23 protein-coding genes are annotated in these 25,146 nt (G+C 63.6%); 14 read left to right on the forward strand and 9 right to left on the reverse strand.

Features of this window, described 5'->3' with window-relative positions:
* Positions 1-36 precede the first annotated feature (36 nt).
* A complete protein-coding gene (locus CCD76_RS04455; RefSeq protein ID WP_256961121.1) occupies positions 37-915 on the forward strand; it encodes a zinc-dependent alcohol dehydrogenase family protein in 879 nt (292 codons plus the stop codon).
* Positions 916-1,261: 346 nt separating this feature from the next.
* Here CCD76_RS04455 and CCD76_RS04460 read toward each other — a convergent pair whose 3' ends face one another.
* Positions 1,262-2,275, reverse strand: coding sequence for a GlxA family transcriptional regulator (locus CCD76_RS04460; RefSeq protein ID WP_179208843.1), 1,014 nt, complete (start codon positions 2,273-2,275; stop codon positions 1,262-1,264).
* Positions 2,276-2,341: 66 nt separating this feature from the next.
* On the opposite strand from CCD76_RS04460, the gene CCD76_RS04465 reads away from it, so the two are divergent.
* Positions 2,342-2,644, forward strand: coding sequence for a putative quinol monooxygenase (locus CCD76_RS04465; protein ID WP_007182542.1), 303 nt, complete (start codon positions 2,342-2,344; stop codon positions 2,642-2,644).
* Between the two features lie 68 nt (positions 2,645-2,712).
* Positions 2,713-3,315 (forward strand): cache domain-containing protein, encoded by a 603-nt coding sequence (locus CCD76_RS04470; RefSeq protein WP_179208844.1) that lies wholly within the window; start codon positions 2,713-2,715, stop codon positions 3,313-3,315.
* On the opposite strand, the gene CCD76_RS04475 is transcribed toward CCD76_RS04470, so the two are convergent.
* Positions 3,260-4,389, reverse strand: a protein-coding gene (locus CCD76_RS04475; RefSeq protein WP_087718344.1) for an IS3 family transposase whose coding sequence is annotated in 2 segments (ribosomal slippage) — positions 3,260-4,137 and positions 4,137-4,389 — 1,131 coding nt in all. Because the reading frame shifts where the segments join, the coding sequence is not laid out codon by codon here. The genes CCD76_RS04470 and CCD76_RS04475 overlap by 56 nt on opposite strands.
* 81 nt (positions 4,390-4,470) lie before the next feature.
* On the opposite strand from CCD76_RS04475, the gene CCD76_RS04480 reads away from it, so the two are divergent.
* Together CCD76_RS04480 and CCD76_RS04485 are read left to right on the forward strand one after the other, a co-directional pair.
* The gene (locus CCD76_RS04480; RefSeq protein ID WP_239496081.1) at positions 4,471-5,121 is read left to right on the forward strand and encodes a hypothetical protein; all 651 of its coding nucleotides are present in this window, start codon (positions 4,471-4,473) and stop codon (positions 5,119-5,121) included.
* Positions 5,118-6,065 carry an NADP-dependent oxidoreductase gene (locus tag CCD76_RS04485; protein ID WP_087718346.1) on the forward strand — a complete coding sequence of 316 codons (948 nt, stop codon included), beginning with the start codon at positions 5,118-5,120 and terminating at the stop codon, positions 6,063-6,065. Before CCD76_RS04480 ends, CCD76_RS04485 begins: the two co-directional genes overlap by 4 nt.
* Before the next feature lie 256 nt (positions 6,066-6,321).
* On the opposite strand, the gene CCD76_RS04490 is transcribed toward CCD76_RS04485, so the two are convergent.
* Both CCD76_RS04490 and CCD76_RS04495 read right to left on the reverse strand, forming a co-directional pair.
* Complete coding sequence (locus CCD76_RS04490; RefSeq protein WP_087718347.1) at positions 6,322-7,815, reverse strand: PQQ-dependent sugar dehydrogenase; 1,494 nt, start codon at positions 7,813-7,815, stop codon at positions 6,322-6,324.
* On the reverse strand, positions 7,812-8,246 hold the full coding sequence (locus CCD76_RS04495) for a DUF2231 domain-containing protein (RefSeq protein WP_256961105.1): 435 nt from the start codon (positions 8,244-8,246) through the stop codon (positions 7,812-7,814). Before CCD76_RS04495 ends, CCD76_RS04490 begins: the two co-directional genes overlap by 4 nt.
* 463 nt (positions 8,247-8,709) lie before the next feature.
* On the opposite strand from CCD76_RS04495, the gene CCD76_RS04500 reads away from it, so the two are divergent.
* From CCD76_RS04500 to tmpT, 3 genes are all read left to right on the forward strand, one after another.
* Positions 8,710-10,413: a mechanosensitive ion channel family protein gene (locus CCD76_RS04500; RefSeq protein ID WP_087718348.1), complete on the forward strand. Its 1,704-nt coding sequence runs from the start codon at positions 8,710-8,712 to the stop codon at positions 10,411-10,413.
* Between the two features lie 245 nt (positions 10,414-10,658).
* Positions 10,659-11,129 (forward strand): hypothetical protein, encoded by a 471-nt coding sequence (locus CCD76_RS04505; protein ID WP_087718349.1) that lies wholly within the window; start codon positions 10,659-10,661, stop codon positions 11,127-11,129.
* A gap of 242 nt (positions 11,130-11,371) precedes the next feature.
* A complete protein-coding gene (gene tmpT, locus CCD76_RS04510; RefSeq protein WP_087718350.1) occupies positions 11,372-12,034 on the forward strand; it encodes a thiopurine S-methyltransferase in 663 nt (220 codons plus the stop codon).
* Between the two features lie 11 nt (positions 12,035-12,045).
* Here the strand turns inward: tmpT and CCD76_RS04515 are convergent, their stop codons facing one another.
* Both CCD76_RS04515 and CCD76_RS04520 read right to left on the reverse strand, forming a co-directional pair.
* A complete protein-coding gene (locus tag CCD76_RS04515) occupies positions 12,046-13,368 on the reverse strand; it encodes an aspartate aminotransferase family protein (RefSeq protein ID WP_087718351.1) in 1,323 nt (440 codons plus the stop codon).
* 15 nt (positions 13,369-13,383) lie between these two features.
* Positions 13,384-14,883 (reverse strand): CoA-acylating methylmalonate-semialdehyde dehydrogenase, encoded by a 1,500-nt coding sequence (locus CCD76_RS04520; protein WP_087718352.1) that lies wholly within the window; start codon positions 14,881-14,883, stop codon positions 13,384-13,386.
* A gap of 252 nt (positions 14,884-15,135) precedes the next feature.
* Here CCD76_RS04520 and CCD76_RS04525 point away from each other — a divergent pair, with 252 nt between their 5' ends.
* The gene (locus tag CCD76_RS04525; protein WP_087718353.1) at positions 15,136-16,083 is read left to right on the forward strand and encodes a LysR family transcriptional regulator; all 948 of its coding nucleotides are present in this window, start codon (positions 15,136-15,138) and stop codon (positions 16,081-16,083) included.
* A 144-nt stretch (positions 16,084-16,227) separates the two neighbouring features.
* Positions 16,228-16,968 (forward strand): SDR family oxidoreductase, encoded by a 741-nt coding sequence (locus CCD76_RS04530; protein ID WP_087718354.1) that lies wholly within the window; start codon positions 16,228-16,230, stop codon positions 16,966-16,968.
* Between the two features lie 85 nt (positions 16,969-17,053).
* On the opposite strand, the gene CCD76_RS04535 is transcribed toward CCD76_RS04530, so the two are convergent.
* Positions 17,054-18,271: an MFS transporter gene (locus tag CCD76_RS04535; RefSeq protein ID WP_087718355.1), complete on the reverse strand. Its 1,218-nt coding sequence runs from the start codon at positions 18,269-18,271 to the stop codon at positions 17,054-17,056.
* A gap of 111 nt (positions 18,272-18,382) precedes the next feature.
* Between CCD76_RS04535 and CCD76_RS04540 the strand changes: the two genes are divergently transcribed.
* Complete coding sequence (locus CCD76_RS04540; RefSeq protein WP_087718356.1) at positions 18,383-19,336, forward strand: LysR family transcriptional regulator; 954 nt, start codon at positions 18,383-18,385, stop codon at positions 19,334-19,336.
* Between the two features lie 7 nt (positions 19,337-19,343).
* Here the strand turns inward: CCD76_RS04540 and CCD76_RS04545 are convergent, their stop codons facing one another.
* A complete protein-coding gene (locus CCD76_RS04545) occupies positions 19,344-20,570 on the reverse strand; it encodes an MFS transporter (RefSeq protein ID WP_087718357.1) in 1,227 nt (408 codons plus the stop codon).
* Between the two features lie 445 nt (positions 20,571-21,015).
* Positions 21,016-21,606, reverse strand: a complete 591-nt coding sequence (locus CCD76_RS04550; RefSeq protein ID WP_087718358.1) for an NADPH-dependent FMN reductase — start codon at positions 21,604-21,606, stop codon at positions 21,016-21,018.
* A 182-nt stretch (positions 21,607-21,788) separates the two neighbouring features.
* On the opposite strand from CCD76_RS04550, the gene yghX reads away from it, so the two are divergent.
* From yghX to CCD76_RS04565, 3 genes are all read left to right on the forward strand, one after another.
* Entirely contained in the window at positions 21,789-22,673 is an 885-nt protein-coding gene (gene yghX / locus CCD76_RS04555; protein ID WP_087718359.1) for a YghX family hydrolase, read from the forward strand.
* 193 nt (positions 22,674-22,866) lie between these two features.
* Positions 22,867-23,733 (forward strand): glutathione-dependent disulfide-bond oxidoreductase, encoded by an 867-nt coding sequence (gene yghU / locus CCD76_RS04560; RefSeq protein WP_087718360.1) that lies wholly within the window; start codon positions 22,867-22,869, stop codon positions 23,731-23,733.
* A gap of 143 nt (positions 23,734-23,876) precedes the next feature.
* A complete protein-coding gene (locus tag CCD76_RS04565; protein ID WP_087718361.1) occupies positions 23,877-25,127 on the forward strand; it encodes a dicarboxylate/amino acid:cation symporter in 1,251 nt (416 codons plus the stop codon).
* Positions 25,128-25,146: the final 19 nt, after the last annotated feature.

Genomic DNA, 25,146 nt, shown 5'->3' on the forward strand with positions numbered 1-25,146 from the left:
TCGGGCCGGCCTCATGAATAAGCCGGGGTTAAAGCTATTGGCTTGAACCGAGCCGAAGTGATGTTCCGCAATCACGCATACCTACAAGAAGCGGAGTTCCCCAGCCGCTTAGGCTACGAGGCCGCAGGCATCGTAACGGCAGTTGGGAGCGACGTAACCGAGATCACTATTGGTGACTCGGTCGCTCTGATCCCACCTTTGGATATTGCTCGCTGGGGCACCTACGGCGAGTTGGCCAATGTACCAGCCCACCTGGTGGTAAAGAGCCCTGAGAACTTGTCCTTTGAAGAGGCTGCGGCGTCTTGGATGCAGTACGTCACCGCCTGGGGAGCATTGATTGAACAGGCGAAGCTACGGCAGGGCGATTTTGTCATCGTTACCGCCGCGTCAAGCAGTGTTGGCTTGGCCGCCTTCCAAATAGCTCGAATGGTCGGCGCCACATCGATTGCGATCACTCGAACTCACGCGAAGAAGCAAGCCCTGCTTGATGCAGGCGCTGCGCATGTCATCGTCAGCGATGAAGAGGATATCGTCGAGCGTGTTATGACGATAACTGCCGGTCAAGGCGCTCGCGTTGTATTTGATCCTGTAGGCGGGCCGTCCTTCGAACCTCTCACGCAGAGCATGGCGCGGGGCGGAATTTTGCTGGTGTACGGCGCACTCAGCTCTGAACCGACACCATTTCCACTGTTTACCGTGCTGGGCAAAAGCCTGACTTTGAAGGGTTATCTCTACGCAGAGATTGTGGCCGACCCTGAAGCCCTGGAGAGAGCGAAGGCTTTTATTCTGCAAGGGTTGAAGTCCGGCGCGTTGCGCCCGATCATCGCAAAGACATTCGCACTTAGCGACATCCAGGATGCCCATCGTTTCCTTGAAGCCAATCAGCAGATCGGCAAGATCGTGGTAACTGTCTGACCAGCAATTATGGGGCTGAGAGCGTAATCCTTCGGCCCCGACTCAAGCCAGCCCTGATGACCGCTATTGGCCGACTCTGTTGAAAAAGTAGCTGCTCCCCCATGCTGTCGGCAGAATTGCTCTGTCAGCTAGCGCGGGGACGGTGAGCCGCCGCATCGTCAGGGCACAGCGTTGCTCAATCATTGATTTGCTCAACTACGGCATTGCCAGCAAAACTTTGTCCAGGGTCAAACTGGAGCTTGCGCGCCGTGGCGGGCAGTAGTTTTGTCAGTTTGTCCAAATGCGCCTTTTGGCCGGCGTCAGTTTCGCGGCGGTCTCCAGCCGTACATATACCAAACGCCTCTGGTCATCCGCCGCGTCGCAACTCCCTGACACCCCGGCCCAGCTTGCGGCGCAGCAGGGCCCGCAGGGTCGCCCCATCCGAATACCCGACCTGTGTGGCGACCTGGTCGACGCTGGCGTTTCCGGTGCGCAAGAGATGGACGGCATGCTCCACGCGCAGGTCCTGGAAATACGACAGTGGTGTCTTGCCCAAAACGCTTTGCAGCCGCCGCGCCAAGGTGCGCTCGCTTGTGCCCGCGGCGCTGGCCGCCTCCGCCAGCGAGAACCCCTGCGCGAGCCGACGTCTGGCCCAGCTCTCGAAGCGCTCCACCATTGGGTCGGCATGCGCAAGGTGGTCGGGAATCACGAACTCGGCTTGCGAACTGCGTGCCTCGACCAGCAGATAGCGTGCCACCAGGGCCGCCAGCGCCGGACTGCGCCCCCGGATGATGTGCAAGGCCAAGTCAACGTGGGCCAAAGCGGCACCCGCGGTAGTGAAGCGTGTCGAGTTCACGATCATGCGTGACTCGTCCAACGTGACGTTCGGATAGCGCTGCCGAAACATCGGCCCCAGCCACCATGACGTCGTCGCACGATGCCCATCAAGCAGGCCACTCTCTGCAAGTAAGAAACTACCGGAGCAGGCGGCACCAAGGTGCGCGCCAGCGGTGGACCACAGCTGTAGCGCGGCGACCGCATCGGGCACGTCGGGGCGTGTGAGCCGAGCCGAGAGCGTGTCAGGCATCTTGTCACCAAACGCGGGCACGAGCACGACGTCTGGTTCTGGCACACCACGCGCAGTGACCACGGGGACCGTCAAGCCTTGCGCAGTCCGGATGCGACGCCGCACGGCCACCAGCGTGATCTCGATGGGCGCGGGAGCCTGTGGCAGCGAGCCCGCCATTGCGTTGGCCAAGCCAAGGGTGTCAGTCAGGGCCGCAAGCCCCAGATCAAACACGCCATCACAAACAAGGATGTGGATTTTCATGGCAACAATGATATCAATGTTGTCATTATTGCCTATAGAGATGTCTATCATGAAGACTTAGGCTGCTGTCTCGTCGATCCCTTCACCCACTTTTCCATTTACCCCAAGGATTACAGCATGACCAAGCTCGCCCTGTTTGTTCGCCTCGAAGCCAAACCCGGCCAGGAGGCTGCGCTTGCCGACTTCCTGGCCAGCGCACTGCCACTCGCCAACGCAGAGTCCGGCACCACTGCCTGGTTCGCATTGAAGTTTGGCCCTTCGACGTTCGGTGTGTTCGATGCCTTTGCCGATGAGGCAGGTCGCCAGGCACATCTGAACGGCCAGATCGCCGCGGCCTTGATGGCCAACGCCGCGACCTTGCTCAGTTCTCCGCCCAATATCGAGAAGGTCGAACTGCTTGCAGCCAAACTGCCTGCATGACAACCCGGCCTTGACTCAATCCTCTTTTGGTGCGGGGCGATCTGGACGATTCCGGCATATTGCGGTCGATGGAGCTGCGCAGTCGGTCCCGCGCCGAATATGCCTGGATGGGCGTTGCCGATACTGACGGCCGGGTGCGCCAGGCCGTCAATGGCTCATTGCTTGGTCAGTCGGTCGAAGCCCGCCCCTGGTTTCAGGCCGGATTGCGCGGCCCCTACACGGGGGATCCTCATGAAGCTCTGCTGCTGGCCAAATTGCTGCCGCCCAATGCCAACGGCGAGCCCCTGCGCTTCATTGATTTTGCCGCGCCGATCACCAATGACGAGGGCGAGGTCATCGGTGTGCTGGGCGCGCATGCCCACTGGAGCTGGGTGACTGCGATAGTCGAATCTGCCGTGTGGCGGGCCAGCACGAGTCCCGACATGCAGGTGCTGATCGTAGATCAAGACGGGCTGATCCTGTATCCCGAACGACTTGCCGGGCAGCAGCAGACCTTGCCCCGGAATACCGCCAATGAAGCGACATGGTCAGTGGACGAGGGGTATTTGAGCAGCGTTGCGCCGGTGCCGATGCCTCCCGATTCCGGGCTCTCCTGGTTGACCTGCCACCGAACTTTCATCCAACGGCTATTGGAGTCCGATCAGTCTTCGTGCCAATGGGCACGCCTTTGAGTGCCCGCGCATAGGCGGCTGGCGTTTTATAGCTCAGCGCCGAGTGCGGTCGCTCGGTGTTGTAGTCATCAGCCCAGGCTGAGATAACGACTCTTGCCTGAGCCAGGTTATGGAACAGGGTTTCGTTGAGAAGCTCATCGCGCATCCGACCATTGAAGCTTTCCACGAAGCCATTCTGCATGGGCTTGCCCGGTGCGATGTAGTGCCACGCGATCCGGTGCTCGGCGCACCAGCGCAGGATCGCATTCGATGTCAGCTCCGTGCCGTTGTCCGAGACGATCATGTCGGGCTTGCCTCTCCGCTCGATCAATGCCGTCAATTCCCGCGCCACGCGTCGCCCCGATATCGAGGTGTCGGGGATCGCGGCAAGGCATTCCCGTGTGACGTCATCGACGATGTTGAGAACCCGGAAGCGTTGTCCGCACACCAGCTGATCATGAACGAAGTCCAGTGACCATCTCGCATTGGCGCGCGCTTCGACCAGAATGGGCGCTCGGGTACCGATCGCCTTGCGCCGAGCTTTTCGCTTGCGCACCGTCAATCCTTCCTCACGGTAGAGCCGATAGATACGATTGATGCCGGAGAGTTCGCCCTCGCGACGCAGCAGGACGAAGAGGCGCCGATAGCCGAACCGACGACGCTCGTTGGCCAGCTCCCGCAACCGATCACGCAGTGCCGTATCCGAGACGCGGCGAGGAACGTAGCGGACCATCCTGCGATCCGCTCCGACCAACCGACAGGCCCGGCGCTCGGAGAACCCGAGCAATCGCTTCAGATGCGAGACGGCGTCACGCTTCTCGGCGGGCGTCACCACTTTTTTGAGACCAGTTCCTTCATCGCCGATAGGTCGAGCATCTGCTCGGCGAGTAGCTTCTTCAGCCTGGCATTCTCGTCCTCGAGCGTTTTCAGCCGTTTGGCTTCCGACACGGTCATGCCACCGAACCTAGCTTTCCAGTTGTAGAAGGTGCCCTCCGACATGCCGTGCTTGCGGCACAGGTCAGCACACTTCGCCCCTGCCTCGTGCTCGGCCAGGATGCCGATGATCTGTTCTTCGGTGAATCTCGCGCGTTTCATGGTCCGTCCTCTGGTTAGGTCGGACTCTAGTTGACGATGGAGGAAAAATCCCGTGGCAGGTCACTGGGGGGCTTCACGTGCATGTCATCCGGAAGACTGGGCCGGCCTTTGGCTCGAAGAGATGAGCCAAATCAGCAGCGCCTTAATCTCCAGGCCGGTGATAAAGTCACCGGCTGTAAAGAATTCGAATGCCAACGTTTAATCCCGCCGTTTGTGCTGGTTGATAAAGGTCGTGCAATGGAGTTAATGAACCTGACGGTTAAAGAGCTTCTACAGTTGCTGGCATCGGCAACGGATGAGCTCAGGACGAGAAATATCGTCAGGACGAATAACAATCCCTTGGGCGATTATACGGAATGGCTGGTGGCCCGTGCCTTCCGGCTCGAACTCCAGACGAATTCGAAAGCGGGATACGATGGAGTCAGAAAAGCTGGGATTGATGATGAGCTGCGAGTTCAAATAAAAGGGCGACGCGTCACGCCAGGTGACAAGACATGGCAGCTAAGCGCGATCCGAAACTATGCATCGAATGACTTCGATGTGCTGGTTGCAGTCATCTTCGATGAGCGCTTCGATATCATCGAAGCCTTCTGGATTCCTCATGCCGTCATCGGCGATCACGCGTCCTACCGGGCTCATGTGAACGCCCATATCTTATCGCTCAGAAGTTCGATCATGACGGATTCCAGAGTGGAGTCGGTGAAAGATATTCTGGTGCGATTCCATCAATGATTATCGGCGGCTTACAGGCGGGCGAAGTACTCGTTCGCGTTCACGCGGTCGGCCTCAATCCGCCCGACTGGTATCTGCGCGAGGGCTACAAGTCGCTGCCGCCCGAATGGCAGCCGCAGGTGGATTTCCCGCTCATTCTGGGAACGGATGTTTCGGGCGTCGTCGCGGCGGTCGCCGACGATATCAAGAACCTCTCCGTTGGTGATGAGGTGTATTCAATGGTTCGCTTTCCCGACGGCATGTTCGGGGGAAGCAGGGCCTATGCCGAATACGTCAGCGTGCCGGTGTCGGAAGTCGCGCTCAAGCCGGCCGGCATCGATCACGTGCAGGCCGCCGGTGCGCCGATGTCGCTGCTCACCGCGTGGCAGTTCATGGTCGAACTGGGTCACGATGAATCCAATCCGCTTCAAGCGAACCGGCATCAGCCGGTGCCGCTCGAAGGCAAGACGGTGCTCATCAACGGGGCTGCAGGCGGGGTAGGGCACTTTGCGGTGCAGATCGCGAAGTTGAAGGGCGCGCACGTCATCGCCGTGGCCTCTGGCAGGCATGAGTCATTGTTGCGTGAACTCGGGGCTGACGAATTCATCGATTACGCCAGCACGCCACCCGAAGATGTCGCTCACGACATCGATCTCGTCATCGACACCCTTGGCGGCCCGACCACCGGTCGTTTCCTGCGCACGCTGAAGCGCGGCGGCGCCTTGTTCCCGATCTACCCGCTGGGTTTCGACGGCGCCGAGGAAGCCATGACGCTGGGCGTCACGGTCTCGGCAACCCAGGTCCGCTCGAGCGGAGCCCAGTTGAAGGAAGCGGGGCGTTTGCTCGACGACGGGTCGATCCGCGTCGTCGTGGACAGCACCTACTCGCTTGCCGACGCTCGCAAGGCCCACGAACGTGCCGCCCAGGGCCATGTCCAGGGCAAGATCGTACTCACTGTCGAATGAACGCTGCGGCGGATAGAATCTCTGAATAGACCTTTTTGGATAGCCCCTCTGGAATAGCCCCTCTGGACAGGCGCTCTGGCTAGGGCCTTTGGGATAGACACCCTGGTTTTACGCTGCGTTCGAGGCAACGGGCCAACATCGGGCTATTCTTTTGAACTAGCGTCCGCGAGTGATGAAAAAAATGCCCCGATGGAGAAATCCATCGGGGCATTGCGTGGCGCCATCGTTGCATGACGCTATGCCGTGCCGACCATGTTCAGGGAGAGGTGTTGGTCTCGCCCTCGGTTGCGGTTGGCTCGTCGCCGGAAGTGGCGGCGGCGTCGTCCGATGTGGCAGCGCCGTCCTCGGCTGTGGCGGATTCATCGCCAGACATCGCGGATTCGCCTTCAGGCGAAGCAGCATCGCCCGTTGAGGTCGGGGATGGATCGTCGCTCATGGCCTGCGACGAATCTGCGTCATCCCGCGTCACCCGCCAGACCGCATTGGTCATGTCGTCGGCGACGATCACCGAGCCATCCGGGGCGACGGTGACGCCGACAGGGCGGCCGCGAGTCTTGCCGTCGTCGGTCAGGAAGCCGGACACGAAGTCGACCGGATCGCCGGTGGGCTGGCCGTTCTCGAACGGAACGAAGACGACCTTGTAGCCGGCGAGGTCCGAACGGTTCCAACTGCCGTGCTCGCCGACGAAGACGCCATTGGTGAACTCGCCGCCCACGGCCTCGTTGGAGAAGTCGACGCCGAGCGGCGCGCGGTGCGAGCCGAGGCTGTAGTCGGGGGAGATCGCCGATTCCACTCGCTCGGGGTTCTCCGGCTTCACCCGCGGGTCGACGTGCTGGCCCCAGTAGCTGTACGGCCAGCCATAGAAGCCGCCTTCCTGAATCGAGGTGAGGTAGTCGGGCACCAGGTTCGGCCCCAGTTCGTCGCGTTCGTTCACCACGGCCCAGAGCTGGTCCGTCTCCGGCTGGATGGTCAGCGCGGTGGGGTTGCGCACGCCGGTGGCGTAGGCGCGATGTGCGCCGGTCTCGGCATCGACCTCCCAAATCTCCGCACGATCCACTTCCGCCGCCATGCCGCGCTCGGTGATGTTGCTGTTGGAGCCAATCCCGACGTAGAGATAGTCGCCATCCGCGCTGGCAGTGAGTGCTTTGGTCCAGTGGTGATTGATCTCCGCGGGCAGCGGCGTGACCAGTTCCGGCGGGCCGCTGGCTTCGGTCTGGCCTTCCTGATAGTCGAAGCGGACGAGCGAATCCTGGTTGGCGACGTAGAGCTCGTCGTCCACCAGGGCGAGGCCATAGGGGGCGTTGAGGTTCTCGGCGAACACCGTCTGCTCTTCGAACGTGCCGTCACCGTCGCCATCGCGCAGCAGGGTGAGCCGATTGCCGCCCTGGACCGAGGTGGTGCCTTTCGACTTGATGATGCCGGCGATGAAATCCTTCGGCCGCGACTTCGGGGCGTTGCCGCCACCCTTGCCTTCCGCCACCAGGATGTCGCCGTTGGGCAGCACCAGCGTCTGGCGCGGCACTTTCAGGTCGGTGGCGATGGCGGTGATCGTGTAGCCGTCGGGGACCGTGGGCTTCAGGTCGCCCCACGGTGCCTGCTCGGGCACGGCCATGTTGGGCAGCAGGCCGCGCTGCGGCTCCGGCAGATCGGGATTGGGGCCGTACTGCGGGTTCTCTTCGGCGGCGGTGGCACCACCGGCGAGCAGGAGCAGCGAGAGTGGCGCGGCGTAGCGCATGCGAGTCAATGTCATGACTGACCTCCGGTCTTGCGGCTGGTGAATCCGATCCAGATCGCGGCGAAGGCGAGTACGGCAACGACGATCGAAAGCGTAAAGCCCATGGGCATCGCGGCCCAGGCGTCCCTGGCGTGAATCAACGCGTTGATGAAACCCAGGATCCAGGTCACGAGCAGCAGCAAGAAGTAGAAGATGGACAATCCGCGGCTACCTGCAGGGCGGAATATGCCGATGAGCGCGCAGATCAGGGCGAAGCCGCTGAACACGAGGCCGCCGGCAATCAGCCAGGAGGAAAAATGGGTCCACTGGATGTTGAAGGTCGTGGAGTAGGCGTAATCGCTCAACGCGGCACCCAGGAAGAGCGGAAAGGCGCCGGCAAGCAACATTCCATGAAGCGGGTTCGGCCCGCTCCGGATCGGTCGTTCGGCAGTGGCGGTGGCAGACACGGCAAGCTCCTTTTGCGGTTGAGTCGTGAGGTTCGCTCCAGCATCGTCCTCGATCGGGCGAATCTCCTTGGCAACGGGAAAGTCTTCCGGTAACGAGAGCGTCATCCCGATGTGGACATGCTGTCCCCGTGGCTGGAGTCTAGACGACGTGGCGCGTCTTCACCCAAACGATGACGCCGCTGGCTTTCAGCGGCCGCCGTCGCTCCGCCGGACTATGATGAGAGGGCGAAGTCGTCCCCCCATCCAGTGGCCACAAACGGCGCTTGCCGTGTCATGACGGCGGGAGGGTAAGGGAACCTCGGCCGGATAGCCGACTCCGATATCCGTCTGCTGTCTTGATTCGCACGAGTTGTCTTGATTCGAATGATAGACGCTTGATTCGGATGAAAGACGCACTCCGGCAGAGGCGGCATGATCCCCCGGATGGTATACAAGGACGATCCACTGGACCGGTGAAGCACGGATGAAAAGAATGGACGCATGGCGGCGGTGGCTGCTGGCCGCAACGATTGGGCTGGTTTCCAGCCTGTGTCTGGCGCAGGCGCAGGAAGAAAGTGGCGAGCAGGATTGGTATCCCCTGGATTCGTTGAACACCGGGCTTGGCGAGGCGCCGGAATCCGTCGCTCTCAGGACGCCGCGGGAGTCGATGCGAACGTTTCGGGACATGACCGACCGGGGCGACTTCGAGGCGGCGGCGCATATCCTCAATCTCGCCGATCTGACCCCGGCGGAACAGCGCGAGCGGGGTGCCGAGCTGGCCCGTCAGCTTTCGGAGATTTTCCAGCGCGGCGAATCGATCCGCATTTCCCGTCTCTCCGGCCGGCAGGACGCCGTCGTCGAAGACCCTACCGGGAAGTCGCCCTACGCCGGTGAGCCGCGCCGGGACATCGAGCTGGCCTCCCTCGAGGCCGACGGAGATGCCTACGATATTCGCCTCGGGCGATATCGGGTCGGGGAAGCGGAGCCGATCTGGCTGATCATGCCGGAGAGCGTGGCCGCGATTCCGGCACTCTACGAGGAGTACGGTCCGGCGGCTTTCGAGCGCCACATTCCCGATAGCCTAAAGATGCCCTTCGGCCTGTTGCGGGTCTGGGAGTGGATCGCCATTCCGCTGGTGCTGCTGGTGGTGGGGTTGATCGGCAAGGGGGTCTATCGGCTGATCGAGGTCATGACCCGCTGGCTGCCTTCCGGCTCGCCGAGCATCTTCGCCACCCAGATTCGCGGCCCGGTGGCGCTCATCGTCATGTCGCTGTTGACCCAGGCGCTGCTCGATTACGTCGTCTCCTTCTCGGCGGTCGCGACCACGACGCTGCGAGTCGTTCTGATCGCCATCCTGGCCTGGGGGACCGGCGCCGTCGCGCTGCGCCTGGTCGATACCATGATGCTGAAGATGACGCGGCGTCTCGCCGGGCAGATCGACGACTCCAAGCCCAAGGACGACCGCAAGCTGCTGACCACGCTCTACGCGGTGCGTCGGATCATCATCCTGATCATGGTGACGGCGGTCACGATCTACGTGCTGGGACAGATCCAGCTGTTCGAGACGCTGGGGCTGTCGATTCTGGCATCGGCGAGCGTGCTGGCGGTGCTGGTGGGCGTGGCGGGGCAGGCCGTGCTGGGCAACATCCTGTCGTCGTTCCAGCTGTCGCTGGCGAAGCCGATACGGGTCGGCGATCTGGTGATGTTCGAAGGGCAGTGGTGCTACGTCGAAGGCATCTTCTATACCCATATTCGGCTGCGACTCTGGAACGAGCGGCGCCTTATCGTCCCGGTCACCTATTTCGCGTCGAAAGCCTTCGAAAATCTTTCCTCCAAGAGTACCAAGGAGTATCGGAGCGTGGTGCTCACGCTACACCTGAGCGCGGATGTCCCGCTGTTGCGGGAGAAGTTCCTCGAGTTTGCCAAGGCGGAGGATAACGTCATCGAGCATCACAAACTGCTCTGTGCCGTGACCGACCAGACCGGCCCGGCGCAGACCGTGACCTGCTACCTGATGACGGTCGACCCGCTCTCGGGGTGGGCCGCCGAAGTGAGTGTCAGAGAAAAACTGCTGACGTTCATTCGCGACAACCACCCGGAATGGTGGCCGAGGGAGGTGGTGGTGATCAGTCACCGGGATATTGCCCGGGGCCACGCGACAGGAGACGACGGCGAAATGTCCCAGTAAACGGCGGGGTTCGTTCGCTGTCGGTTCAGCTCGTTGAGGGTTTCGTTCGTTGACGGTTTCGTTCGATCACGACGTCTTTCGTCGACAGGGATTGGCCTCGTTTCGACGCCTCGAGATGGGAGGCTTAAGATGGGAGGCTTAAGATAAGAGGCCGGTCATCGGTTTCCCCGGTGACCCGGCTCCCTCACAGCGTCTCTTACCTACAGTTTCTCTCACATAAAGCCTCTCTCACATGAGTATCGGCCATGAGCAACTCTGGAAAGCGCGGCGGCAATAAGGAGATATCGGGGCTGCAGATCTATCTACATGGGCTGGGCATTTCGGTGCGCGACAATGCGCAGGCCTTTGGCTTCTCGATCCTGATCACCGTGAGCTACGGCATCGTCTCGGGGGCGGCCGGCAAGCCGTCTTCGCTCGAACTGGTCGGCTTCGCCCTGTCGGCGGTTGCCGGCATATCGCTGTTGAACGTGCTGGTTACCCTGCTCAAGGCGGAGGGGCCGGACGACTCCGAGCGCTCCTACGTGGTGCTGGTCGGGACGGCCACCGATTTCCTCTCGGTGGGCGCCGGTCTCGGCGTCGTGTTCGCGGCCAGCATGCTGGGAGGATGGCTGCCCTGGGTTATGGCGCCCTTTCTGGCAGGGGTGACCTACTGCCTGGTGCAGGGGATGCAGATCGCGCTGGCGAAGTTCGGTTCCGACGAAGAAGAGAAGAAGTAAGCCTTCGAGCGGATGCGGCGCTGGTGACGTCGAATCTGCGGCGCCGCCAGGGCAACGAAGCACGAGGACGAACGGCACGAGGACGCAAGCGGCACAAGAGAGCAAGAGCAGACGGTGCAAGAACACTGGGGCAAACGAAACGAGCCCAGGCGATGAATTCGAGCGGCGATGCATTCGAGTGAAGATAGATCGAGTGAAGATAGATTCGAGCGGCGATAGTTTAGAGCGATGAGGATGACGGCATGAAACACGAATTCTGGCAGGCGCGATGGGAGAACGACCAGCTCGGCTTTCATCTCGCCTTTGTACACCCCATTCTCAAGCGCAACCTGGCGGGGTTCGGGCTGGCGGCCAACGCACGCATCTTTCTGCCGCTGTGCGGCAAGACGCTGGATATCGGCTGGCTGCTCGAGCAAGGCCATCGCGTCGTCGGGGCGGAGTTGAGCGAGATCGCGGTGGCGCAGCTGTTCGAGTCGCTCGGCGTCGAACCGTCGATCGATGAGTGGCGCGGTGGCCAGCGTTGGCAGCATGCGGGGCTGACCGTCTTTCAGGGCGATATCTTCGCATTGACCGCCGCCGAACTGGGCCCGGTCGACATGATCTACGATCGAGCCGCGCTGGTGGCGTTGCCGTCCGCCATGCGCCCCGGCTATGCCGAGCAGATTCTGGCGCTGGCCGGCGCCGCGCCGCAGCTGTTGATCACCTTCGAATACGACCCCGCCGAGAAGGACGGCCCGCCGTTTCCCGTGCTGCCCGCCGAAATCGAGCAGCACTACGCCACTCGCTACACGCTCGAAACGCTATCGAGAAAGGACGTGCTTCAGTCGTCGCTCAACTTCCGCGACGCCGGCGTGACCCGGTTCGTCGAGGTGGCGTGGAAACTGTTGCCAGAACCGGCCGGCTAGACTGCCGGTGTTCATCCCGCCAGCGCCTCGTCGATGATCTCGAGCCCCTGCCGGGCTTCGCTCGGGCTGATGATGCACGGCGGCACCACATGAATGCGGTTGGCGACCACGAACGGCAGCAGCCCCCGGTCGATCATCGCCTGCTTGAGCCGGGCGACTTCGGCGGCCGGCAGTGGGGCGCGGCTCTGCCTGCTCTCGACGAGTTCGATGGCGTGAAAGACGCCCAGGCCACGCACTTCACCGATGATGTCGTGCTTGTCCCGAAGCCGCTCCAGCCCCGGCGTCAGCACGGATTCGCCGATACTGGCCGCGTTGCCCACCACGTCTTCCTGTTCCATCACCTCGAGCGTGGCGCAGATCGCGGCCATCGCCAGCGGATGCCCGGAGTAGGTCAGCCCGCCGTAGAACATCTCCTCGTCGAAGTGGCTGGCGATACGCTCGTTGATGATCACGCCGCCAGCCGGGACGTATCCCGAGTTGACGCCCTTGGCGAAGGTGATCAGATCCGGCACCACGCCGAAATGCTCCAGCGCCAGCCATTTGCCGGTGCGGCCGAAGCCTGCCATCACTTCGTCCAGAATCAGCACGATGCCGAACTCGTCGGCCAGCGCGCGGACGCCCTTGAGATATCCTCGCGGCGGCACCAGAACGCCCGCAGTGCCGGGGATAGTTTCCAGCAGCAGGCCGGCGATGCTCGCCGGTCCTTCGCACTCGATGACGCGCCGGAGATGGTGCAGCGCACGCTGGCATTCCTCCTCTTCGTTACCGGCCCAGAACTCGCTGCGGTAGAGAAAGGGGTTGAAGAACCGGACGTGGCCGCGAGAGAACTCGTTGGGAACGCGGCGAAAATCGCCGGTCGCGGCGATCGCCGACCCCGTGCCGCCGTGGTAGGAGCGGTAGGCGGAGAGGATCTTCTCCCGGCCGGTCACGGCGCGTGCCATGCGGATGGCGTTCTCGTTGGCATCGGCGCCGGCGTTGGTGAAGAACACCTTGCTGAATCCGGCCGGAGCCAGGTCGAGAATCTTCCGGGCGGCGCGGCCCCGGGCCAGGTTGGCATGAGCAGGGGCGATGGTGGCGAGCTCGTCGGCCTGGGCCTTGATCGCCTCGATCACGCGGGGATGCTGGTGGCCGATGTTGGTATTGACCAGCTGGCTCGAGAAGTCGAGATAGTCGCGGCCGTCGTAGTCCCACAGGCGGCACCCCTCGCCACCCTTGAACACCATCGGCTGGAGCGCACCCTGGGCGGACCAGGAGTGGAAGACGCCGGCGCGGTCCAGCGCCCTGACGTGGTCGTTGTTCACCGTTCCGGTTCGTGAAGTGTCGCGGTTGGTCATGATCGGATCGCCGTATCAGAGAGTGGGCATGGCGTACTGATTGGTGGCCTCGCGCAGCCCGGATGGCCAGCGGGCGGTGACGGTCTTCATGCGGGTATAGAAGCGCACGCCGTCCGCGCCGTGGACATGCAGCGCGCCGAACAGCGAGCGCTTCCAGCCGCCGAAACTGTGGAACGCCATGGGCACCGGGATCGGCACGTTGACGCCGACCATGCCGACCTGAATCCGCTCGCAATACTGGCGGGCGCTGTCGCCGTCCCGGGTGAAGATGGCGGTGCCGTTGCCGAACTCGTGATCGTTGACCATCTTCACCGCGGCATCGAAGCTCTCGGCGCGGGCGATGACGAGCACCGGGCCGAAGATCTCCTCGTCGTAGATGCGCATGCCGGGCTTGACGTGGTCGAACAGGGTGCCGCCGATGAAGAAGCCGTCCGTGCCGTGATCGAGACGACGGCCGTCCCGCACCAGTTCGGCGCCTTCCTTGACGCCCTGTTCGATGTAGCCGCTGACCTTCTCCAGATGCTGGCGGGAGACCAGCGGCCCCATGTCGTGATCCGGGCCATCGGTGATGCTTTCGCCCACCCGCAGCTCGTCCAGTCGGGAGAGAATCTTCTCGCGCAGCGCCTCCGCCGTCTTTTCGCCCACCGGCATGGCGACCGAGATCGCCATGCAGCGTTCGCCGGCGCTGCCGTAGGCTGCGCCCATCAGGGCGTCCGCAGCCTGATCGAGATCCGCATCCGGCATGATCACCATGTGGTTCTTGGCCCCGCCGAGCGCCTGTACCCGCTTGCCGTGGGCCGAGGCGGTGGCGTAGACGTACTCGGCGATGGGCGTGGAACCCACGAAACTGACGGCCTGGACCCGCGGGTCGGTCAGCAGCGTATCGACGGCTTCCTTGTCGCCGTTGACGACGTTGAGCACGCCGTCGGGCAGGCCGGCTTCGCTGAACAGCTCCGCGATGCGCAGGGTGGAAGACGGGTCCTTTTCCGAGGGCTTGAGCACGAAGGTGTTACCCGCCGCGATGGCGATCGGAAACATCCACAGCGGCACCATGGCGGGGAAGTTGAACGGCGTGATGCCGACGCACACGCCCAGCGGCTGCATCATCGAATACGAATCGATGCCGGGGCCGACATTGAGCGAGTGCTCGCCTTTCTGCAGATGCGGCATGCCGCACGCGAATTCGACCACCTCGAGGCCGCGGGTCAGCTCGCCCCTGGCGTCCGAGAGCACCTTGCCGTGCTCCTGCGCAATCAGCCGGGCCAGTTCGTCGGCATGGGTTTCCAGCAGCGACTTGTACTTGAACAGCACCCGGGCGCGCTTGAGCGGGGAGAACGCCGACCACTGCTCGAACGCGGCCTGCGACGAGGCGATGACCCGCTCGGCATCGGCTTTCGATGCCAGCAGAACCTCGCCGGACTGCTGGCCGGTGGACGGGTTGAAAATCGGACTGGTGCGCGTCGAGTCCAGTGCGGCACGCTTGCCGTCGACGAAGTGAGTCAGTTGCTCGGACATGGGAAATCGATCCTCTTGTTCGTCAATCGACGATGGAAACTCTTGTTCGTCAATCGACGATGGAAATCTCGGAAACGGCGCGACGCCGAGCGATGACCCGGCCGGCCTTTGCCCAAGAGTGAGCCAGGGGGATAGCGTCAAACAATCCCGGTATGCTTAATTTCACTAAAGCGAATGCTTAACTTTATCGGCCGTTTCCGGCGGCGTGGGCTGAGTGGTAAGCAGCGGGCAGTGACGAGGGCGAGGGCCTTGATGAATCAACGCAAGATAACGCTGATGGGGCAGCTGGGAGACGTCGATCTGCGGCTGCTGCGCATTTTCCGCAAGGTGGTCGAATGCGGCGGCTTCTCCTCGGCGGAGGTCGATCTCAACATCAGCCGGGCCGCCATCAGCATGGCGATGAGCGACCTGGAGGCGCGGCTCTCCATGCGGCTCTGCCAGCGAGGCCGCAGCGGCTTTCGGCTGACCAGCGAGGGGCAGGCGGTCTTCGACGCCACCATGCAGTTGCTGGCGGCGGTGGAGGACTTCCGCACCCGCGTCAACGGGCTGCACTCCCAATTGACCGGCGAGCTCAACATCGGCATCACCGACAACCTCGTCACCATGCCCAACATGCACATCACGGAGGCGTTGAGAGCCCTCAAGGCGAGGGGCGACAAGGTGCACATCAACATCCGCATGGCGCCTCCCGGCGATATCGAGATGGCGGTTCTCGAAGGCAGCCTGCACACCGGCGCCGTGCCCAGGCTCAAAGCGATCTCCGGCCTCGATTACGTGCCGCTCTACGAAGAGCAGTCAGCACTCTACTGCAGCAGCCGGCATCCCCTGTTCCGGGATCGACCCACCGCGCCCGATCGAATCGCCGAATACGACGCCGTCGTGCCGTCCTACGCCCAGACGCCGGAGATCCGGAAGGCGTACGAAAGCCTCAAGCCGATGGCGTCGGCCACCGATCGGGAAGGCGTCGCCTTCCTGGTGCTGACGGGCAGCTACATCGGCTTCCTGCCGACCCATTTCGCCCAACGCTGGGTAGAGCAGGGCGAGATGAAGCAGCTCTGTCCCGACGTTTTCGGCTACGAGACGAGCTACTGCCTGATCACCCGCAAGGGCCGCCCGCCCAACCTGGTGCTGGAAAGCTTCTTCGAGGAGCTGGATGACCTGATGGACGAATGGCGCCGCGCCGGACCGGCGTCCGGCTGAGGTTCACGCTACAGTTGATTCGTTCAGCTCAAGGAAATGCCAATACTGCCTCTCGCTGGCCTGGTGGAGGCGACGACAAGGCATTGCTCGCCGGGCACTCGCTTCGCACCTGCCGATCCATCGAATTAGACAAGGAGTCAACCCATGACGAGTACTGAACAGAAAGTCGCGCTGGTTACCGGCGCCTCTCGCGGCATCGGCCGCGCCATCGCCCTGCAACTGGCCGCCGACGGCTTTGCCGTGGTGGTCAACTACGCCGGCAACACGGCACTGGCCGAGGAGGTCGTGGCGGATATCGAAGCCAAGGGCGGCCGCGCCCTGGCGGTCCAGGCCGATATCGCCGATGGCGACGCCGTGGTGCGCCTGTTCGAGCAGACGCTGGCGACGTTTGGCCGGCTCGATGTCGTGGTCAACAACGCCGGCATGATGCAGATGGCGAAGATGACCAGCGACAACGTCGCGATTCTCGATCGGACGCTCGAGATCAACCTGCGCGGCAGCTGGCTGGTGATGGCGAAAGCCGCCGAGACCCTGGGCGAAGGCGGTCGCATCATCGCATTGTCCTCCTCGGTGCTGGGCAAGTCTTTCCCGGGGTATGGCGCCTATATCGCCAGCAAGGCGGGTGTCGAAGGGCTGGTGAAAGTGCTGGCCAACGAGCTTCGCGGCCGCGATATCGCCGTCAACGCCGTGGCGCCGGGGCCGGTGGGCACCGAGCTTTTCTTCGAGGGCAAGAGCGAGGAGCAGATCCAGTCGATCGCCAACCTGGCGCCGTTCGAACGCCTGGGTCAACCGGAAGAAATCGCCGGCGTCGTCTCGTTTCTGGCCGGGCCGCAGGGCCGCTGGATCAATGGCCAGATCCTGCGCGCCAACGGCGGCATGGTGTGACGCCTGATCCCCGGAGAAGGAGATGCCGAGCCGCCGCCGGTACGAAGCCGATGGCGCCCAGTGGCCTGCTGCCGCGTTGTGAGCGTCAGCGCTGCGCAGCCAGCGTCGGCGTCCGGTCGAGCAGGCGGATCAGGAACGCGCCCAGCGCCGATACCGTTGCCAGCGCGATCACGCCCGGCCAGCCCCACGCACCGAGCAGCAGACTTCCCAGTGCGGAACCCGCCGCCATGCCGATGAAGATCAGCGTGAACATCACCGCGTTGAGACGGCTGCGGGCGGCGGGATCGAGCCCGTAGATCAAGGTCTGGTGGGAGACGAGCGTGGCCTGTATGCCGAAATCGAACCCCAGCGCGCCGATCACGATTAGCCCCAGTGCCATCGGTGGGGAAAGCCAGGATTCGGCCGCCATCGCCAGGAAGGAGAGCACCACGATCGCGCTGCCGATCCGCGTGACCTGATGCGGGCCGCGTCGATCGGCCATGCGCCCGGCAAGCGGCGCAGCGAGCGCACCGGCGGCGCCAGCCAGTCCGAACGCGCCGGAGACCGCGCTACCGAGCTGGTAGCTCTCGAGCAGATGAATCGAGAGTGTCGACCAGAACGCACTGAAAGCGACCGAGAGCAGCGCCTGCGCCGTGGCGGCGCGGCGCAGTTCCGGCTGATCGCGCCACAGGTGGTACAGCGTCGCCAGCAGGGCGCGATAGCTGAGCCGGGAGGTCGGTTCGAACCGGGGCAGTCCGCGCCACAACGCTACGCTGATGAGCACGATCAGCCCCATGGCAATGAAGAACATGGCGCGCCAGCCGAACGCTTCGGCGACCAGGCCGCTGACGACACGCGACAGCAGAATGCCCAGCAGCAGGCCGGTCATGACGGTGCCGACGACCTTGCCGCGCTCGCGATCGGCGGCCAGCACGGCGGCGGCGGGCACGATGTCCTGCGCGATGGTCGCGGTCAGGCCGACGGCGAGGCTCGCGACCAGCAGGGTGGTGATCGACGGTGCCAGCGCGGTCGCCAGCAGTGCCAGGGCCAGCAGAATGGCCTTGATCACGATCAGGCGGCGGCGATCCACCCGGTCGCCCAGCGGGATCAGCAGCAGAATGCCCAGGGCGTAGCCGAGCTGGGTCAGCGTCGGGATCAGGCCGGCCGTGCGGGCATCGATGTCGATATCCGCCGCCAGAATGCCGAGCAGCGGCTGCACATAGTAGAGCGAGGCGACGCTGAGCCCGGCGCTGGTCGCCAGCAGTAGTATCAGCCGGCGGGGTAGCGCGGGTGGCGCCGTCGCGCTTGAGGAGGCACTGTTCATGACAAGTTCCTGAATGCGGGGTTTGAGATGCCGTGCATTCTGATGGTGTATGACCATCGCGTGTAGTAGCGTGCTTCGCACAACGCCTATGCACAGGATGAATGACACGCCATGGATGACGCCCGCTTCGGCTCCGCCGATCGCCTCGAACTGTTGCAGACCTTCATGCGTATCGTCGAAACCGGCAGCCTGTCCGCCGCCGCCCAGCGCCTGGATGTGAGCCAGCCCACCGTCAGCCGGCGGCTCAAGGCGCTGGAGAGCATGCTGGGGCTGCGGCTGGTGCAACGCTCGACCCATCGTCTCAGCCTGACCGATGACGGCGAGCGCTGCTTTCGCCATGCCCAGGGCGTTTGCGAGCGCTGGGACTCGATGGCCCAGGATCTCCAGGGATTGACCGAGACGCCGCGTGGCAGGCTGCGCGTGCTGGTGCCGCATGCCTTCGGCCAGGAGCAGCTGCTGGAACTGCTCGAATCCTACCTTCGAGACTGCCCGGAGGTCAGCGTCGAGTGGCTGCTGCACGATCGCTATCCGGACTTCATTGCCGAAGGCATCGACTGCGTGATTCGTGTCGGCAAGGTAGAGGACCCGGCGGTCGTCGCCGTGCCCGTAGCGGAGGTGCCGCGTATCGTGGTGGCCGCGCCGGAAGTGGTGGCCGGGATCGAGATCGACGATATCGATGCCGTGGCTTCGCTACCCTGGCTGGCGCTGCGCACCTTCTACCGCGATCGCGTCTCGCTGACACACGCCGTCGACGGTCGCGAGCAGCACTTCGCCATTGCCCCGCGGGTGAGCACCGACAACCTGGCGGCCATCCGCCGGCTCGCGGTTTCCGGCTTCGGCGCCGCCATCGTCTCGGCCTGGCGGGTTGCCGACGATCTGGAAGAGGGGCGGCTGATCCAGCTGGTGCCGAGCTGGTATGCGTCGCCGCTGCCGGTCTATCTGGTGTATCCCTACGCCGACGACTACCCGCCGCGTCTGCGTCGCTTCATCGAGCTGATGCGCGAGCAGGCCCCCGGCATGTCCGGCATGACGATGCGCCGGGAGAGCACGCCTGCCTCCCGATGAGGCGCCGCTAGCCAGGGGATGCCTGACGCCGCCTTTCGTGCAGTATCAGCCGCGCGGCCACGGCCGCCGCGATCAGGCCGGAGGCGGCGGCCACCATCATCGCCCAGCGCGGCCCCGCATGGTCGGCCAGCCAGCCGACGATCGGGGCGCCGAGCGGCGTGCCCCCCATGATCACCGCCATCCGCAGCGCCATCACGCGGCCGCGCATGGCGGGATCGGTGGTCAACTGCATCAGCGCGTTGGACGCCGTGTTGAAGGTCAGCGCCGAGAACCCGGTCATCGTCAGCATCGCGGCGAACACGATGACATGGGGCGCGACGCCGGCCAGCATGCAGAAGACGCCGAAGGCGAGCGTCGACATCGCCAGCAGCGGCAGGGTGGGTCGTTCGCGACGGGCAGCCAGGAGCGCGCCGCCGACCGAGCCGATCGCCAGTGCCGAGGTCAGAAGGCCGTACTGGTCGGCGCCGCCGTGGAAGATGGTGACCGACATGGTGGAGATATAGATCGGGAAGTTGAAACCGAAGGTGCCAATCAGAAACAGCATGACCATCATCGCTTTCAGGTCGGGGCGTCTCCACACGTAACGAAAGCCTTCCAGCAGGCCGCCGGCGCGCCGGCCCGACTTGAGCGACGTGTAGAGCTGATCGGTCCGCAGCAGGAACAGCGAACCGAGCACCGCCGCGAAGGAGGCCGCGTTGACGAGGAAGACCCAGCCGGTGCCGATCGCGGCGATCAGCACGCCGGCCACCGCCGGGCCGATCATCCGTGCGCTGTTGAACGAGGTCGAGTTGAGGGCGACCGCGTTGGCGAGATAGCGCTCGCCGACCAGATCGTTGACGAATACCTGGCGGGCAGGGCCGTCGAAGGCGGTCACGCAGCCGAGACCGAGCGCGAACGCATAGACCTGCCACAGCGTCACCACGCCGGTCACCGTGACCAGGCCGAGCCCCAGCGCCAGCAGGCCCAGCAGCGCCTGGGTCAGCATGATCAGCCGGCGGCGGTCGAAGCGATCCGCCGCGTAGCCGGTAAACGGCAACAGCAACAGTTGCGGGCCGAACTGCAGCGCCATGGTGATGCCCACGGCGCTGGCGTTGTGGTCGGTGAGAATGGTCAACACCAGCCAGTCCTGGGCGACGCGCTGCATCCAGGTGCCGATATTGGAGACCAGCGCGCCGATAGCCCAGACCCGATAGTTGTAGAGCCGCAGCGAGCGGAAGAGGCGGGTATCGCTCATGGCGCGCGGGCCGGCCCGCGGCAGGGCACGACTATCGTGGGCAAGGTCGTTGTGGAGACGGTCATTGAGGAGACGGTCGTTTTGGAGATGACCGTTGCGGAAACAATTGCTGTAGAAACCGTCGTTGTGGAGACAGGTGTTGTGGGAAAAGTCGTCGTCATGCGAAGTTCGAAGGTTCCTTGTCCATGAAGCCGAAGCCGGCCGGGATCCCTGGTCGGCGTCGCCCGTTGCCACGGGCGAGTGCAGCCCTCTAGGCACTGTCTGAAAAGTACTGCGCTCGCCCATGCGGCGTTAAAAATCGGCTGGAGCGCCAGCCCGGTCCGCTTTCGCCGATTTTTGCCTTGCCTGGCCTTCGTTCGTCGACTTTTCAGACAGCACCTAGTGTAGCGCGTCGGTGGGGCAGGGGGCTCTAGATCCAGCAGAGCGGACGCTAGAATGACGGGCTCTAGAAGGGCGGTGCGCGATGCGTGCGCTGACGTTTGCCCGCCTCGGTCCACCAGGCCAGGTCGTCGGCAAACCGGTCGAAAGCACGCTCGAAGGAAGCGCCGGCATCGCCGAGGGGCGTGCCGCTTTCATCCAGCGTCTTGCCGATCTGCCCGACGGCGACCGTGCTGGAGATCACCACCATGCCCATCTCGGCCAGCGTGCCGCGCCAGGCCATGTTGGCATGGGCGCCACCGAGGCGGCCGGCCGAGTAGCTGACGATCCCGGCCGGCCGCCAGAACCACTCTTCCAGGAAGTGATCGGTCAGGTTCTTGAGTCCCGGCTGCATGCCCCAGTTGTATTCGCCGGTGACGAAGACGAAACCGTCGGCGTCGAGAATCTTGCCGGCCAGGGCTTCCATCGCCTCCGGCGCCTCGCCCTCGGGATACTCCTTGTACATGCGGTCCAGCATGGGAAGATCGATCGCCCTGGCATCGATCAGTTCGGCGTCGACACCACGGACAGCGAGCGTACGCACCGCATAGTCGGCCAGGCGGATACCGGCACGGTCGGATCGGTAGGAACCGTAGAACACCAGGATGCGATCGGTCATGGGAAGCTCCGTGAAAGCAGCGAGTCGGGATTGTCGTCTCGGTCAGGTTAGCGCCACGACGGGAAAGCTGCCACGAGCACGGCGGGCGGGGACTGCCGGGAAACTGTGAGCCGTCACGAATCTGTGCCAGATTAGGTCGAGCCCCGCCATTCGGTGCCGGGGAACGACCGGAGATCGAACCGATGAGCCGTCTCACCGCGAAAGACTTCCCGCCGCAACTGCTCGAGCTCTACGACTACTACGCGCATGGCCGCATCACGCGGCGTGATTTCCTCGACCGTGCCGCCCAGATCGTCGGTGGCGCCGCGGCGCTCTCCATGCTCGCCGCGTTGAGCCCGAATTATGCGCTGGCGGAGCAGGTGCCGTTCACCGACCCCGACATTCTGCCCGAATACGTCATCTATCCCTCCCCCAACGGCCACGGCGAGGTGCGTGGGTATCTGGTGCGCCCCACGGGCGTGGATGGCCCCGTTCCCGGCGTGGTGGTCGCGCACGAGAACCGTGGTCTCAACCCGTACATCGAGGATGTTGCCCGCCGCGTCGCCAAGGCGGGATTCGTCGCGCTGGCGCCCGATGGCTTGAGTTCCGTCGGTGGCTATCCCGGCAACGACGACCAGGGGCGCGAACTGCAGCAGCAGGTCGACCCCGAGAAGCTGATGAACGACTTCTTCGCGGCGATCGAGTTTCTGATGGCGCACGATGCCACCACCGGCAAGGTCGGCATCACCGGCTTCTGCTATGGCGGCGGCGTTGCCAATGCCGCCGCCGTGGCATATCCGGAGCTGGGCGCGGCCGTGCCGTTCTACGGTCGTCAGCCCGCCCCCGAAGACGTGGCCCGAATCCAGGCGCCGCTGCTGATCCACTACGCCGAGCTCGACACGCGCATCAACGAGGGTTGGTCCGCCTACGAGGCAGCGCTGAAAGCCAACGACAAGGTCTACGAGGCTTACATCTATCCCGGCGTCAATCACGGCTTTCATAACGACTCGACGCCGCGCTACGACGAACAGGCCGCCGAGCTCGCCTGGTCCCGAACGATCGAGTGGTTCCGCCGCTATCTGGCCTGAGACGACCGTTGCTGGCGCTCGTCTCGCGCCGGGCATGACGTCAACGGGAACCCGATAGAGGCAGCGGCGGGGTTGGTTTTCGCCCGAGGGGTCGCAAGATAATCCTTAACAGGCTACCTTCCTTGGTAACCCTTACGACTCGCCATGCGCTTTTTGGTCATGCGGGGTCGAGTCTTCATCGAGAGGACATTTCATGAGTCAGCAAAACGAGTACGTGCCGCCGAAAGTCTGGACGCCCAACAAAGAAAGCGGCGGCAAGTTCGCCAGCATCAACCGTCCGGTCGCCGGGCCGACCCACGACAAGGCGCTGCCGGTCGGCAAGCATCCGTTCCAGCTCTACTCGCTGGCCACGCCCAACGGGGTCAAGGCCGGGGTCATGTTCGAGGAGCTGCTGGCGCTGGGCAAGGATGCCGAGTACGACGCCTGGCTGATCAATATCGGCGACGGCGATCAGTTCGGCAGCGGCTTCGTCGAGGTCAACCCGAATTCCAAGATTCCGGCGCTGATGGATTACAGCGGCGACAAGCCGGTTCGCGTGTTCGAGTCCGGCTCGATCCTGCTGCACCTGGCCGAGAAGTTCGGGGCCTTCCTGCCGACCGATCCGGCCAAGCGGGTCGAGACCATGAACTGGCTGTTCTGGCAGATGGGCAGCGCACCGTATCTGGGTGGCGGCTTCGGCCACTTCTATGCGTATGCGCCGGAGAAGATCGAATACGCCATCGATCGCTTCACCATGGAAGCCAAGCGTCAGCTCGACGTGCTCGACCGCCGGCTGGCTGAATCGCGCTATCTGGCGGGTGACGAGTACACTATCGCCGATATCGCCACCTGGTCCTGGTACGGCCAGCTGGCGCTGGGCCGGCTGTACGAGGCCGCGGAGTTCCTGGACGTGGAAAGCTACGAGAACGTCCAGCGCTGGGCCAGGGAGATCGACGCCCGCCCGGCCGTGCAGCGTGGCCGCATGGTCAACCGCACCTTCGGCGAGCCGGAAACCCAGCTTCACGAACGCCACGACGCCAGCGACTTCGAAACACGAACGCAGGACAAGATCGGCGGCTGATATCGCGCATCTGCCGCCCAGAGCCCGGCTACGTGCCGGGCTTTTTGCGTTAGGCTTTAGCTTTGGTCATGAGCTTTATCTTTGGTCATGAAGAGAAGATCCGACAGAGCCATTCCGCCTACTGTTTTCGATAGGGCATCTCCATGAAAACGCTATTTCGAGGCTACCTCGACGCTTCCCTGATCCTGCGCGTGACCATCGCGCTGGTGCTGGGCGTGGTGGTCGGGTTGATCGGCGGTGAGACGGTCGCGAGCTGGCTGGCGCCGTTCGGCGATCTGCTGCTGCGATTGCTGCAGTTCCTGATCGTGCCGATCGTGCTGTTTACCTTGATCGTGGGCATCAATCAGGCCGATTTCGGCCGTATGGGGCGCATCGGTGGCAAGGTGTTTGGTTATTACGTGGCGACCTCGGCCATGGCGATCGTGGTCGGGCTGGCGGTGGCGTCGCTGTTCTCGCCGGGCAGCGGCATGACGCTGGACGACGGCGCCAGTATCGACGTGCCGGAAAACCCGGGGCTGGTCAGCGTGCTGTTGAGCATCGTGCCGGACAATATCGTCGGCGCGCTCGCCGAGCCCAATCTGCTGGGGATCATCTTTACCGCTTTCGTGTTCGGCATCGCGCTGCTGAAGATGCGTCACAGCGAGGGGCAGGGCGAGCTGGGCGAGAAGCTCTACGGCGTCATCGAAGGCTTGAATGCGGTGACCATGAAGGTGATGGCAGGCGTGCTCCAGTACGTGCCCATCGGGGTGTTCGCCATCGTGGCCGGTACGGTGGCCAGGCAGGGCAAGGATACCATCCTGTCGTTGGGCACCATGGTGATCGTGCTTTATCTCGCGCTGGCCATGCATCTGGTGCTCTATTGCGTATTGATGAAGGCGTTCGGCGTGCGTCTGGGGGCGTTCTTCCGTGAGGCGCGCACGCCGATGGCCACGGCCTTCGCGACCCAGAGCAGCACCGGTACCCTGCCGCTGACCCTGAATGCGGCACAGCGGCTGGGCATTCCGCAGAGTCTTTACGGCTTCAGCCTGCCGCTCGGCGCGACGATCAACATGGACGGCGCGGCGATCCGAATCGCGATCTCGGCTGTCTTTGCCGCCAACGTGGTCGGCATCCCGCTGGACTTCATGACCATGGTCGAGATCGTGCTGATCGGCACGCTGACCTCTATCGGTACGGCGGGGGTGCCCGGCGCGGGTATCGTGATGATCGCGACGGTCTTCGCTCAGGTCGGGTTGCCGATCGAGACCGTGGCACTGTTGACCTCGATCGATGCGCTGGTCGGCATGGGCTGTACCGCGCTCAACGTGACCGGCGATCTGACCGGCACCGCCATCATTGCCCGGAGCGAGGACAAGCAGGCGGATGCGCAACCCACTGAAGCCTCGACGGCCTGATATCGATCCCAGGAATTTT

It is taken from the genome of Salinicola salarius (assembly GCF_002179555.1).
GTDB lineage: Bacteria > Pseudomonadota > Gammaproteobacteria > Pseudomonadales > Halomonadaceae > Salinicola > Salinicola salarius_A.